Annotated in this window: 12 protein-coding genes; 4 read left to right on the top strand and 8 right to left on the bottom strand. The window is 71.6% G+C overall.

Annotated features, from left to right (window positions below):
• Positions 1–6: 6 nt before the first annotated feature.
• From OG303_RS10065 to OG303_RS10095, 7 genes are all read right to left on the bottom strand, one after another.
• Positions 7–1,122, bottom strand: a complete 1,116-nt coding sequence (locus OG303_RS10065; protein WP_405866986.1) for an acyl-CoA dehydrogenase family protein — start codon at positions 1,120–1,122, stop codon at positions 7–9.
• Positions 1,119–2,378 (bottom strand): acyl-CoA dehydrogenase family protein, encoded by a 1,260-nt coding sequence (locus tag OG303_RS10070; RefSeq protein WP_405866988.1) that lies wholly within the window; start codon positions 2,376–2,378, stop codon positions 1,119–1,121. Before OG303_RS10070 ends, OG303_RS10065 begins: the two co-directional genes overlap by 4 nt.
• A gap of 61 nt (positions 2,379–2,439) precedes the next feature.
• On the bottom strand, positions 2,440–3,588 hold the full coding sequence (locus OG303_RS10075; protein ID WP_405866990.1) for a thiolase family protein: 1,149 nt from the start codon (positions 3,586–3,588) through the stop codon (positions 2,440–2,442).
• The gene (locus OG303_RS10080; RefSeq protein ID WP_405866992.1) at positions 3,585–4,112 is read right to left on the bottom strand and encodes a Zn-ribbon domain-containing OB-fold protein; all 528 of its coding nucleotides are present in this window, start codon (positions 4,110–4,112) and stop codon (positions 3,585–3,587) included. Before OG303_RS10080 ends, OG303_RS10075 begins: the two co-directional genes overlap by 4 nt.
• Before the next feature lies 1 nt (position 4,113).
• Positions 4,114–5,025, bottom strand: a complete 912-nt coding sequence (locus OG303_RS10085) for an SDR family oxidoreductase (protein ID WP_405866994.1) — start codon at positions 5,023–5,025, stop codon at positions 4,114–4,116.
• 14 nt (positions 5,026–5,039) lie between these two features.
• A complete protein-coding gene (locus OG303_RS10090) occupies positions 5,040–5,759 on the bottom strand; it encodes a hypothetical protein (protein ID WP_405866996.1) in 720 nt (239 codons plus the stop codon).
• The gene (locus OG303_RS10095) at positions 5,759–7,081 is read right to left on the bottom strand and encodes a phenylacetate--CoA ligase family protein (RefSeq protein WP_405866998.1); all 1,323 of its coding nucleotides are present in this window, start codon (positions 7,079–7,081) and stop codon (positions 5,759–5,761) included. Before OG303_RS10095 ends, OG303_RS10090 begins: the two co-directional genes overlap by 1 nt.
• Positions 7,082–7,240: 159 nt before the next feature.
• Between OG303_RS10095 and OG303_RS10100 the strand changes: the two genes are divergently transcribed.
• From OG303_RS10100 to OG303_RS10115, 4 genes are read left to right on the top strand one after another with little or no spacing between them, the layout of a single operon-like run.
• On the top strand, positions 7,241–8,320 hold the full coding sequence (locus OG303_RS10100; RefSeq protein ID WP_405867000.1) for an amidohydrolase family protein: 1,080 nt from the start codon (positions 7,241–7,243) through the stop codon (positions 8,318–8,320).
• A gap of 23 nt (positions 8,321–8,343) precedes the next feature.
• Positions 8,344–10,800: a GNAT family N-acetyltransferase gene (locus OG303_RS10105; RefSeq protein ID WP_405867002.1), complete on the top strand. Its 2,457-nt coding sequence runs from the start codon at positions 8,344–8,346 to the stop codon at positions 10,798–10,800.
• Complete coding sequence (locus OG303_RS10110) at positions 10,797–11,771, top strand: LLM class flavin-dependent oxidoreductase (RefSeq protein ID WP_405867004.1); 975 nt, start codon at positions 10,797–10,799, stop codon at positions 11,769–11,771. The genes OG303_RS10105 and OG303_RS10110 overlap by 4 nt, the downstream gene beginning before the upstream one ends.
• A 16-nt stretch (positions 11,772–11,787) precedes the next feature.
• A complete protein-coding gene (locus OG303_RS10115) occupies positions 11,788–12,327 on the top strand; it encodes a PaaI family thioesterase (protein WP_405867006.1) in 540 nt (179 codons plus the stop codon).
• Here the strand turns inward: OG303_RS10115 and OG303_RS10120 are convergent.
• Positions 12,321–13,472, bottom strand: coding sequence for an acyl-CoA dehydrogenase family protein (locus OG303_RS10120; RefSeq protein WP_405867008.1), 1,152 nt, complete (start codon positions 13,470–13,472; stop codon positions 12,321–12,323). The two genes, OG303_RS10115 and OG303_RS10120, sit on opposite strands and share 7 nt — an antisense overlap.
• Between the last annotated feature and the right edge of the window lie 12 nt (positions 13,473–13,484).

Consider the following 13,484-nt stretch of genomic DNA (forward strand, 5'->3'; position numbering starts at 1 on the left):
GTCCGGTCAGATCCCGAGCCGGTCCAGCAGCCGCTCGTGGTACACGGCAGGCCCGCCGAACAGCAGCTGCGAGGACTTGGCCCGGCGGAAGTAGAGATGTGCCGGGTGTTCCCAGGTGAAGCCGATGCCGCCGTGGACCTGGATGTTCTCCGTGGCCGCGAACACGTACGCCCGTGAGCAGCAGGCGTGCGCCACCGCCGCGGCGACCGCGAAGTCCGTGGAGCCCTCGGCGGCCAGCCGCGCCGCCTCCCGGGCCGAGGCCTCGGCCAGTTCCACCTGGACGAGCATGTCGGCGCACTTGTGCTTGACCGCCTGGAAGGAGCCGATGGGCCGGCCGAACTGGTGGCGGGTGCGCGCGTACTCCGTGCTCGTCTCCAGGCACCGGCGCGCCCCGCCGGCCTGTTCGGCGGCGAGGGCGACCGAGGCGAGGTCCAGGACCTTGGCCATGATGCGACCGCCCGCACCGTCCGCGCCGACGAGCGTCGCGGGGACGGCGTCGAAGGTCAGCCGGGCCATCGCCCGGGTGGCGTCGAGGGTCTCCATCGGTTCAGCGGCCACCCCCGTCGCCTCCCGGTCGACGGCGAACAGCGACGGGCCCGCGACGGTACGGGCGATCACCAGGACCAGATCGGCCGTCGTACCGTCGATGACGAAGGACTTGCCGCCGCTCAGCCTCCAGCCTCCGTCCCCGTCCGGCACGGCGCGTGCGGAGATCAGGACGGGGTCCCAGGACCCGCTGTCCTCGGCGACGGCGAGGGTGGCCGTGGTCCGCCCGGCCGCGATGCCGGGCAGGTGGCGTGCGCAGGCCTCCTTGTCGTCGGAGGCCAGCAGCGTCTGAGCGGCCAGCGCGACCGTGGCGAAGAACGGCGAGCACAGCAGGGCGCGGCCCATCTCCTCCAGGACCACGCCGAGTTCGACCGCGCCGAAGCCGTCGCCGCCGTACTCCTCCGGGATGGCCAGACCCGGCAGCCGCAGTTGGTCGGACGCCTGCGCCCACACCGCCGGATCGAAGCGCGGTTCGCTCTCCATGAGCTTGCGCACGGCTTCCTCGGGCGACTTGGACTCCAGGAACTCTCGTACGGAGGAGCGGAGTTCCCGCAGTTCGTTGTCGTCGGCGGTCACTGACGCACCTCCTTGGCAGCGGTGGTCACCGGTTCCTTGGGCAGGCCGAGGACGCGTTCCGCGAGGATGTTCTTCATGATCTCCTCGGTGCCGCCGAGGATGCGCAACGCCGGGGTGGCGAGAAGGAGTTCGGTCCAGGCGTACGTGCCCCACTGGCCGGTGTCGGCGATGGCACGCGGGCCGAGGGCGTCGGCCACGAAGTGGGCGGCACGGGTGAGGTTCTGGCCGTACATGAGCTTCGAGACGGACATCTCCGGGCCCGGCGTGCCCCCGCCGCGCAGCGTGCGCAGGGCGCGGGCGTTGAGGTGTTCGGTGGCCATGGCGTCCACGAGGAGTTCGGCGAGGCGGGCCCGCAGGGCTCGGTCGTCCCAGGTCCAGGTGGCGCGCATCAGGGCCGAGAGCCGGTCCGGGGAGAGGGCGGCGGCGACCGGTCCTGCGCCCTCGCTGCCGACCGTGGCCCGCTCGTTCATCAGGGTGGTCAGGGCGACGGTCCAGCCGCCGTCGACCTCGCCGAGGCGGTGGTCGTCGGGGATGCGGACGTCGGTGAGGAAGACCTCGTTGAAGTCGGCGCCGCCGGTCATCTGGCGCAGCGGCCTGACCTCGACGCCGGGGGCGTCCATGGGGACCAGGAAGGCCGTGATGCCGCGGTGCTTGGGCGCGTCGGGGTCGGTGCGGGTCAGCGCGAGGCCTATGTCGCTGTGCTGGGCTACAGAGGTCCACACCTTCTGCCCGTTGAGCACCCAGCCGTCGCCCTCACGGACCGCCCGGGTCGCAACGCTCGCCAGGTCGGATCCGGCGCCGGGCTCGCTGAACAGCTGGCAGGCGATGGCGTCCCCGCGGTACATCGCGGGCAACCAGCGGTCCTTCATGGCGGGTTGGGCGTGGGCGAGGATCGTCGGGCCGATCATGCCGAGGCCGACGACGCTGAGCGTGCCGGTGTCCGGGACGTCGTACTCGGACTCGATGGCGTCGTAGAGCAGGTCGTGGACCGGGGTCAGGCCCCGGCCGCCGTACTCGGGCGGGCCGGTGATCCAGCCGAAGCCGTTGTCGTGGCGGATCCGCTGCCAGGCGCGGGCCCGCTGCACGTCCTCCCGTTCCTCCTCGGGCGGGAGGCTGTTGAAGTACGCCATCGAGTCGTCGCCCTCGCCCCAGGTGAAGGCTGTGCGGTCGGGGGCCTTCGCCACGTGTGCGTCGAGGAAGCGGCGCACCTCGGCGGCGAAGGCCTGCGTGTCATGCGTGTCATGTACCAAGCCCATGGAGGGTTCCCTGTGCTCTCGGGTCGCTCTCGGTCGCTCTGAGGTCGCTTCGGGGTCGCTCTCAGGTCGAGAGGATCGTCACCGCCGACACGCCCGGCGCGCCGTACAGGTGGGTGTAGCCGACGCGGGGTGTGCCGGGGATCTGCCGATCCCCCGCCGTGCCGCGGAGTTGGAGGACGATCTCGTGGATCTGCCGCAGGCCGGACGCGCCGATCGGTTCACCGTTGCCGAGCAGTCCGCCGTCGGTGTTGACCGGGAGGCGGCCGCCGATCTCGGTGGCGCCCTCGGCGATGAGGCGTTCCTGCTCGCCGTCCTTGCAGAGGCCGTTCTCGGCCATGTGGATGATCTCGGATCCGGCGTCGGTGTCCTGGAGCTGGGCGACGTCGACGTCCTCGGGTCCGATGCCGGCGAGTTCGTACGCCGCCCTGGAGGCGTCCACCGTCGGGCTCTCGACGACCTCCCCGACCGGGAAGGACGGGCTCTGTACCTCGAAGGCGCCGAGCCTGCGGCTGCGCAGGGCGGTGGACCGGACGCGGACGGGTGTGGAGGTGTACTTGTGGGCCTGGTCTGCGCGGCACATCACGATGGCCGCGGCGCCCTCGTCCGGGCCGCAGTACATGTACTGGCGGAGCGGGTAGTTGAGGACCGGGGAGGCGAGGATCTCCTCGGGTGTGAGCGGCGTGCGGCGCCAGGCCTTGTCGTTGCCCGCGGCGTTGCGGAAGTTCTTCGACGCCACGCGGGCGAGCGTCTCGTGGGAGATGCCGTGGTCGTGCATATAGCGGTTGATCTTCATGCCGAAGTAGTGGGTGGTGAGGAAGAGGCCGGTCTGCCCGTACCAGGAGGGGATGCCGGCCACGGACGGGTCGGCGGCGAACGCCCCGCGCGGGTGCTTGTCGAGGCCGATCGCGATGGTCAGGTCGTGCTCGCCGGTCTCGATGGCGCGGGCGGCCAGCGCCACCGCCGTACCGGCCGTGGCACAGCCGTTGAACACCCCACGCAGCGGCACGCCGGTCAGGCCGAGCCGGGCGACGATCGCGTCCGGGTTGGCGACCTCATAGCTGCCGATGTAACCGCCCTGGATCTGCGGCCAGTTGACGCCCGCGTCGGCAAGCGCCAGCCGTACGGCGTCCGCGCCCATGTCCAGTGCGGGCTTCCCGGGGAACCGGCCGAAGGGGTGCAGCCCCACACCGATGATGACGGCCTCGGTCATGACGGCTCCTCCTCGAACTGGTCGAACTCTTCGGGCTGACCGACCTCTTCGGACCGACCGATCTCTTCGGCCGGGGCGAACGCGAACGTCATGACCTCGGTGCCGTCGTCCTGCACGGTGTAGGGCACGAGCGTCAGCCGCATGGGCTGCCCGATCCGCAGCTTCTCCGGGTCGGGTTCGGTGAGGCGGGCCTCGACCAGCAGCTCGCCGGGGAGCTCGACGTAGCCGACGGCGTACGGCTCGAAGGCCTCGGGACCGTCGTACGGCGGGGACGGCGGGCGGAAGTTCTGGGTCGTGTACGTCCACAGCGTTCCGCGGTCCGACAGCAGCCGTTGCTTCGACTCCGCGCTCGCGCACCTGACGCAGTCCGGGACGGCCGGGAAGCTCACCAGGCCGCAGGCCGTGCACTCGGAGCCGATGAGCCGGGGCGGTGCGGACGTGGCCGGCGGCCAGGTGAACAGGCCTTCGGCGACCGGCCGTTGGGGCGCTGTTTTCTCGGTGGTCGTTCCCTCGGTCGTCGTCATCTCACGCCCCGTTCCGGCTGCCCAGGACGTCGGCGTTCGGCGCCGCCTTGGCCACCAGGTTCGGGACGACCGAGGACAGCTCCTCCAGTGTCCAGCGGGACTCGGCGCCGACGCCGGGACCGTTGACCCAGCCCTCCAGGACCGTGATCCGGTTTCCCACGACGCCGAAGACGCGACCGGTGACCTCGCGGGAGGCGGCCGAACCCAGCCACACCACGAGCGGCGAGATGGCCTCCGGGGTGAGGTCCTGAGCCTCGGCGGCCTGTTTCATCATCTCGATGTCCTCGGTCAGCCGGGTGAGGGCGGTGGGCGCGATGGCGTTCACCGTCACGCCGTAGCGGGCGAGTTCGGCCGCCGCGATGAGGGTGAGGCTCGCGATGCCCGCCTTGGCCGAGCCGTAGTTGGCCTGGCCGGGGTTGCCGAAGATGCCGGACGGCGAGGTCGTGTTGATGACCCGCGCGTCGTTGTCCTGACCGGACTTGGCGCGCTCGCGCCAGTACGCGGCCGCGTGGTGCAGGGTGGCGAAGCTGCCCTTGAGATGGACGGCGAGCACGCTGTCCCAGTCCTGCTCGGTCATCGACACGATCATCCGGTCACGCAGGATGCCGGCGTTGTTGACCAGCACGTCCAGGCCGCCGTACGTCTCCACGGCCTGCTGGACGAGCCTGCCCGCTCCGTCCCAGGTGGAGATGTCGTCCGTGTTGGCCACGGCCTCGCCGCCCGCCGCGACGATCTCGTCCACCACGGCCTGGGCGGGTCCGGACGAGGCGCCCGCCCCGTCGCGCGAGCCGCCCAGGTCGTTGACCACGACCTTCGCCCCGTGCGCGGCGAACGCCAGGGCATGCGCCCTGCCGATGCCGTTGCCGGCGCCGGTGACGACCACGACCCGGCCGTCGACCACTCCTTCAGACATGCTCAACTCCTTGCTCATGAAAGCTGGTTGGCCTCGGCGAACAGAACCCGCGGGTCCTCGCTGCCGCAGGCGCACCGTCCGGTGACGACGCGCCCCGCGATGCCGAGCGGTGTCTCCGAGAGCGCCGAGGCGCGCCGCTCCCCCGCCGCGACGGACAACTGCCCGTCCCGCTCACGGACCCGCCATTCGGCGGCGTTGACATGGGCGCCGCACCGCTCGGGGCACTCCAGCGCGAGGGCGGGTCCCACGGCCGAGATCAGGGCGGCGGGCACACCGGCGCCGCGCAGGAGCGGCACGGCGGTGGGCCGGGCCAGCACGAGGGGCGTCGACCGGAACATCTCGCCGATGTCGGCCGATCCGGCGAGTCCCTCCAGGGTCTCCGCCGACAGGCCGATCATGGCGTGCGGCTGGAGTTCCCGGTGGAAGACCGCGGTACGGCGGTGGTCCCAGCCCATCGCCTCCGCGATGCCGTACGTCACCCGCAGGTCGCGCAGCGCCCCGACCATCGCGTGGCACCAGAAGCCCTCGAACCCGGAGGCGGTCAGCACCGCCCGCCCGCCGGCGGCCAGTCCGTGCCCGCGCAGTCGGTCGGCGATCCAGGCGGTGTCCCGGGCGATCTCCGCCCAGGTGAGGTCGGTCTCCCGCATGCCTTCGGCGGCGGGGAAGCGTACGAGGTAGGCGAGTTCGGGCCGGTCGAGTTCCCGGGCCCGGGCCAGGGTGTCGGCGCGCGCCATCAGCTCTTCACCACCCGTGGGAACTTGGCGACGCTGGTCATGGTCTGCAACAGCTCCTCCTCGGTGCGCAGATCGAGCACGGGCGCCACACCGGTCCGCTCGTGCACGGCCTTGCCCAGCCGTCCGGCCAGGGCGTCGACGTCGCCGGTGATCCCGGGGTCGTAGCCGACCCGCAGCCGCAGTTCGTCGACCTCACGGCGCTCTCGTACGATCTGGAACACTCCCGCGACGGTCTCGGGCTGGTCCTCCACGGCCTGCCAGATGTCCGCGAGGACCACCGAGCGGCCCTGGACGAGGGTCTCGTCGCCGCGCCGGCCGCCCACCCACATACGGGCGTGGGTGCGTCCGCATCCGCAGCGGTCCCGGGACATCCGTACGAGGTCCTCGCTGCGGTAACGGATCAGCGGGGCGGCCCGGTTGTCCAGGTCGGTGGCGACCAGTTCGCCGAGCTCACCGTCCGGGACGTCCTGCCAGCCCTGCTCCTCGACGTCCAGGCACTCGGCGAAGACGGTGTCCTCCCAGAGGTGGAAGCCGTCGTGCTCGCGGCATTCCCAGGCGGTGCCGGTGTCGGCCGCGCTGGTGTACTCGTAGACGTCGATGCCCCAGTCGCCGCGGATCCTCTCGCGCATCTTCCGGCTCAGCGGCTGGCCGGCGCACGAGGCGCCCTTGAGCGAGGAGAAGGCCTCCTTGAGGTCCACCTTGTCGGCCAGGTGCTCCAGCTCGACCATGTGCGGATACATCATCTGCAGATAGGCGGGCCGGTACTCGCGGATGGCCTCGACGATCTCGTGCATCCGGCCGAGCCAGATGTCCACCTCGATGACCACTGCGCCGAGGGCCTGGTATCCGTGGTCCATGAGGTTGCGGAAGTTGCCGGCGGCGCTCAGCACCCGGTCGCCGGGGCGAAGCCCCAGCTCCCACAGGTCCCGCACCTGCGCGGTCACCAGGGGCGGTGCGTCCTGCCAGATCTCGGCGAAGAACTCCGGGTCGCCGGTGGTGCCCGAGCTGGAGGAGACCGAGGTCAGGTCCTCGACGGGGACGCAGAGCAGACCGCCGAAGGGGTCACCGGTGCGGGCCCGGTAGGAGCGCACCATGTTCTTGGTGATGAAGGGGACCCGCGCCCGGAAGTCGTCCAGCGAGCGGATGTCGCGCGGGTGCACCCCGTGCTCGTCCCACAGCTCGCGGTAGAAGGCGGAGTTGGCGTAGGCGTACTCCACCAGCTCCAGGACCCGTTCCTCCTGCCGCGCGCGCAGCAGCTCGCGGGGCATGGTCTCCACCTGTGGCTCGAAGTACCTGTCACGGGCGTCCCTGTCACCGACCATGGCTCCTCCTCGCGGCTCGGTGCCCAGATCTTCCAGCTATCAGCGCAATCAGTCAACCAATTGGACGGATTCAAGGCGAGGGCCCGCACCTTCTTCCCTTCGGCCGCCGATACAACTAAAATCGCTAACTGATTACATCCATTCCCCTTAAGGAGCGTCATGGCGAAGATCTGGGTCAACTCCGGGGACTCCCATGTGATGGAACCCGCCGACATGTGGACCGAGAGGATGACCGCGCGGCTCGGGGCCCGGGCGCCGCGCAGCGAGCGCGGCGAGAAGTACGAGGTGCTCTACATCGACGGCGAGCGCATCGACCGCCAGCTCGGCGACTTCATGGACGCGATGCGTCCGCCGGGCGCCAGGGACCTGAAGGTGCGGCTCAAGGACCTCGACCAGGAGGGCGTGTGGGGTCAACTGGCCTTCCCCTCCATGGGGTTCTGGCTGGTGTCGATCACCGACCGGGAGCTCGCCCGGGAGACCGTCCGGGCCTGGAACGACTGGGCCTACGACGAGATCCTCAGCAAGAACAAGCGCGTCATCACCACCGCCTGCGTCTCGACGGCCGACATCGAGGATGCGGTCGCCGAGGTGGAGCGGGTCGCGGAGATGGGCTTCCAGGCGATCTTCCTGCCGTGCTCGACCCGGCCGGGCGAGGAGTACGCCCTCGACCGCTGGGAGCCGCTGTGGACGGCGGTCGAGCGGGCCGGCCTGGTGCTCGGCTTCCACATCGGCACGGGCGGCGAGAACGTCGTCTTCCGCGGGCCGGGCGGCGCGGTCGTCAACTACATGGAGACGACCTACCCGGGCATGCGCGTGGTGTCCCACATGGTCGCGGGCGGAGCCCTCGACCGCCACCCGGACCTGCGCATCCTCATCGCGGAGGGCGGCGCGGGCTGGATGCCGGCCATCGGCGACCGGATGGACGAGGCGTACCGCCAGCACGGCATGTTCGTCCGTCCGAAGCTGAGCCGACTGCCCAGCGAGATCATCCGGCAGCAGGTGTACGCGTCCTTCCAGCACGACAAGAGCTCGGTGGAGATCGTCGAGTCGACCGGGTACCGCAACGTGATGTGGGGCGACGACTACCCGCACCTGGAGGGCACCTACGGGCACACCCAGTCCACGCTCCATGAGCTGTTCGACGGGGTGCCGGACGACATCCGCGAGCGCGTCACGCGGGGCACCTTCAACGAGCTCTTCCGCCTGCCCGAGCAGACTCCCCAGCAGGCGGCCGTCTGACCGGCGCGGGCGGCGACACACCCGTGACCACTCCCCCGTACCCCTCGGTTCCCGCGCCTGCGCCGCATGCCTCGTATCCCGAGGACCTGGAACGGCCCGGGCTCGTCAGGACCGGGCGGTCGACCTTCGTCCGCCCGGTCAGGCCCGAGGACGCCGACCGTCTGGTCGCCTTCGTCGGCAGCCTGTCCCGGGCCACCCTCGCCTACCGCTCCCTCGGCCCGGTGGTCCGCGCCCGCGACGACGTCATCCGGCGCGGCGCGCACGTGGACTACCTCAACGAGCTGGCGCTCATCGCCCTGGCCGGCGACGAGATCGCCGGCCTGGTGCGGTACGTCCGCGACCCCGAGGAGCCGGAGCACGCCGAGGTCACGTTCACCATCCGGGACGACCACCAGAGCGAGGGGTTCGGCAGGCTGCTCCTGGAGCACATCGCGGCCGCCGCGCGCGCCCGGGGCATCCGGGTGCTGGAGGCCGACGTCCTCGCCGACAACACCCGGATGATCAATGTGTTCCTCGGCTCCGGCTACCGGATCGAGGCGGGGCCGCCCGGCCAGATCATCCACTTCGAGATCGCCGTCGACCCGCAGGCCCTTGCCGTGGCGCGGGCCGAGCGCCGTGAGCAGACAGCCGTACGGCGCTCCCTGCGACCCCTGCTCGAACCGCGGTCGGTCGCCGTGATCGGCGCCAACCGCAACCCCCTGACCATCGGGCACGAGATCGTGGCCAACCTGCTGCGGGGCGGTTTCGGCGGCAGCGTGTTCCCGGTCAATCCGGGGGCCGACGAGATCGCCGGGGTGCGGGCGTATCCCCGGGTCCGCGAGCTGCCCGAGCCACCGGACCTGGCGCTGGTGGCCGTGCGCGCCGAGGCCGTGCCCGAAGTCGTACGGGAGTGTGCGGAGGCCGGGGCCAGGGCGGTGGTCGTGGTGTCGACGGGGTTCGGGGAGACCGGAGCCGAAGGGCGGGCGACGGAGCTGGAGTTGGCCCGTTTCGCCCGTGCCTCCGGAATGCGGCTGGTGGGCCCCAACTGCATGGGTGTGCTCAACACGACGCCCGCGGCGCGGCTGGCCGCGACCTTCTCGCCCGCGCTGCCGACGCCCGGCCGGGTGGCGATGTCCAGTCAGTCCGGGCCGCTGGGGCTCGCGGTGCTCGACTTCGCCCGGCGGCTTCGCCTCGGCTTCTCCGGTTTCGTGTCGGTGGGCCACGCCGTGGACGTGTCCACCAACGACCTGCTGCAGTGGTGGGAGGAGGACCCCGCCACCTCGGTGATCCTGCTGCACGTGGAGACCTTCGGCAATCCGCGCCGGTTCGCCCGTGTCGCCCGCCGGATCGCGCCGCGCAAGCCGATCGTCGCGGTCCATCCGGGCCATGCGGACTCGGCGGTGAGTTCGCTGTTCGCCCAGTCCGGAGTGATCCGCACCCGCAGTCTCCAGGAGCTGTTCGACGTCGCCCTGCTGCTGGCCCACCAGCCTCCGCCGCCCGGCAACCGGGTCGCCGTGATCACCAACGCGGGCGGTCCGGCGGCGCTGACGGTCGGGGCGTGCGCGGCGAGCGGACTGCGCGTGCCCGCGCTCGGTGAACGCACCCGGCAGCGGCTCCGCCCTGCCCTCGCGCCCCACGCGGACGTCGCCAACCCGATCGATCTGACCCCCACGGCCACCGCCGCGCACTACCGGCAGGCACTGGACGCGGCACTGGCCGACGACGACATCGACGCGGCCGTCGTCCTGTTCATGCCGCCGCTGGCGGACAAACCCGACGAGGTCGCGTCGGCGATCCTGGACGCGGCCGCGGGCCGGCCCGAGAAGCCGGTGGTGGCCAGTTTCCTGGGCGGCGCGGGCGTCGCCGATCTGCTCCACCGGGGCGAACTCGTCGTACCCACCTACACGTTCCCCGAGGCGGCGGCCGCCTCGCTCGGACACGCGGCGGCCTACCAGGCCTGGCGCAGCACCCCCGCGGGCGTCGTACCGGACCTCGCGGGAGTCGACGCCGAGCGCGCCCGCGCGCTGGTCGCCGCATGCGCCCCGGGCTCGGTCCCCGAGGCGGTCGCCGCCGAGTTGCTGGCCGCGTACGGAATCGCCGTACGCGACACCGGACCGGGAGACGGCCCGGACGCGTTCCTCTCCGTCAGCTCCGACCCGGTCTTCGGTCCGGTGGTCTCCTTCGGTCTGACCGGGGACTACGCCGACCTGATGGCGGACGTCGCGCACCGCGTGACCCCGCTCAGCGACCGTGACGCCCGGGAGATGGTCCGCTCGCTGCGCGCGGCCCCACTGCTGGACGGCAGGGCCGGCGGCAGGGGTGTGGATCTGGCGGCTCTCGAGGAGACCGTCCTGCGGATCTCGGCGATGGTCGACGACCTCCCCGAGATCGAATCACTGGAACTTCGCCCGGTACGGCTGCTGCCGCCCGGCGACGGGATCGCGGTCGCACACGCGACGATCCGACTGACGCACCACACAACAGGAGGCGGCCCCGCATGAAGGTGGGCATCTACTTCGACCTGCGCAACCCACCGCCGTGGCGGCAGAGTTGGTCGCGGGTGTACGGCTTCGCACTGGAGATGTGCGAGGAGGCGGACCGGCTCGGCCTCGACTCGGTCTGGTTCTCCGAGCACCACGGCTTCGAGGACGGATACCTCCCCCAGCCGCTCACCATGGCGGCCGCTGCAGCCGCGCGCACCCGCCGGGTGCGCCTGGGCACCGCGGTCATCCCGGCACCGCTGCACGCGGCCCCCGAACTCGCCGAACAGGCCGCGATCGTCGACATCATCAGCGACGGCCGCCTGGACCTCGGCCTGGGCACCGGCTACCGGGTGCCCGAGTACCGGCTGTTCGGCGGCGACCTCACCAAGCGCTACTCCACGACCGACCAGCGGGTACGGGAGATCCGCGGCCTGTGGGCCGAGTCCCTGGTCACCCCCGGCCCGGTCCAGAGCCCGCTGCCGATCTGGCTCGGCTACCAGGGTCCGCAGGGCGCGCGCCGGGCCGGCCGCCTGGGCACCGGGCTGCTGTCGCTCAACCCGGCACTGCTGACGCCGTACCGGGACGGGCTCGCCGAGAGCGGGTACGACCTGTCGACGGCCCGTATGCAGGGCTCGTTCACCACGTTCGTCACGGAGGACCCGGACGGCGACTGGCCGGTGGTGCGCAAGCACTTGCAGTACCAGTGGGACAGCTACCGCCGGTACATGGTCGAGGGGACCGATCAGCCGCTCCCCCGCCCCATCGATCCCGAGAAGTGGCGGGAGACGGGACTGAGCGCGACCGGCGTCGGCCAGTTCCTTTACGGCACCCCGCAGGACGTCGCCGAGGCCATCAGGGCGTACGTGGCAGGGTTGCCGGTGGAAGGGGTGTTCCTGTGGGCCTCGCTGGCCGGGATGCCCGAGGAGATGGTGGCCCGGCAGGTCCAGCTCATCGCCGGGAAGCTGCGTCCGCTGCTTGCCGATGTCTGACACGAGGAGTTCCAGCATGTCGAGTACGGCGCCCGGGACCGGGCAGTGGGCCGGCGCGGACTTCCAGGAGCCGCCCCGCACGCCGGGCGGGGTGGCGCTGTGCGGTGCGTGCCGGGGCGCCGGTTCCTGCCGGCTGGGCGTGGAGCGCGAACGGCTCGACGAGGACGGCTCGGCGTGGTTCGAGCTCACCTGCCCGCGCGACCAGGAGGGCGGGCCCGATGTCGCGCACGGCGGCTGGACGGCGGCCGTGCTCGACGACTGCCTCGGTCATCTCCCGCTGCTGCACCGGGTGTTGAGCGTGACGGCGGAACTGAGCGTGAGCTTTGTGAAGCCGGTGCCGGTGGAGCGGCCGCTGGAGGTCCGGGCCTGGGTGGAGAAGCGGGAGGGACGGCGCTGGTACATCGCGGGCGAGATGGTGCTGCTGCCGACCCGCGCCGTGCTGGCCCGGGTCTCCGGGATCTGGGTGACCCGGGACCAGGGCCATTTCGTACGGCACCAGGAGTGGCTGGCGGGCCAGGACGGCGAGGCCGCCGGCCAGGACGGCCGGGCTCAGTAGGACCGCAGTCCCATGCTGCGGGCGATGCCGTTGCGCTGGATCTGGCTCGTCCCGCCGGAGATGGTGGCCACGATCGACTCCCGGTAGCGGAAGCTCATCACGCTCTCCGTCGAGAACCCGTGGCCCGCGCAGACCTGCATCCCGAGCCGGGCCGCCGCCACATACGTCTCCGACCCCTTCAGCTTCGCCATCGAGCCCTCGCGGGTGCACGGCTTGCCCTGGGCGAGCAGCCAGGCGGCGCGATAGGCGAGCAGCCGGGCGGAGTCGATCTCGGTCTGCAGGTCGGCCATGGCGTGGGCGAGCGCCTGGAAGTTGCCGATCGGACGGCCGAAGGCGTGCCGGGTGCGCGCGTACTCCAGCATCTCGTCCAGGGTGGACTGGGCGGCGCCCAGGTAACCGCCGGTGATGATCACCTTCTCCAGTTCGATGTTGGAGAGCATGACCTTCCAGCCCTCGTCGCGCGGGCCGACGAGGTTCTCCTTCGGGACCGGGGCGTCGTTGAAGAAGACCTCGTTGGTGCCCAGGATGTGCCGGGCCAGCGTCGGCGTACGCCGCACCTCGACACCCTGGGTCGAGGGGTCGACGAGCAGCAGGCTGATGCCGCCGTGCTTGGGCTCGCGGGGCCCGGTGCGCACATAGGTCGCGATGGTGGTGTCGGGCAGTCCGGCCCCGGTGCACCACGCCTTCTGGCCGCGCACCAGGAAATGGTCGCCGTGGTCCTCGGCGGTGGTGCGCAGGGCGGCCGCGTCGGATCCGCTGTCCGGCTCACTGAGGCCCACGGCGAGCCGGTGGCGGCCGGTCATCACCTGCTCGCGGATGAAGTCGCGCTGCGCCTCGCTGCCCCACCGGAACACCGTGATCCCGGGGATGAGCACGCCGATGTAGCACATGGCCACGTCGAAACTGGCCCGCCCCAGCTCCTCGGCGATCAGGATGAGCTCGAGCGGACCGCCGCCGTCACCGCCCTCCTCCTCGCTGAACGGGAGGGAGAACCAGCCCAGTTCGGCCATGCCGCGGAACAGCTCGGGCGGTACGACGCCCTCCTCGTCCCACTGTTTGGCCTTCTCGGCCGGACACACGTCGGCGACGAACTGCCGTGCCGTCGCGCGCAACAGGTCCTGCTCGTCGGTCAGCCCGAAGTCCACGGCCACTCCCTC

Source organism: Streptomyces sp. NBC_00005 (assembly GCF_045160215.1).
Classification (GTDB): domain Bacteria; phylum Actinomycetota; class Actinomycetes; order Streptomycetales; family Streptomycetaceae; genus Streptomyces.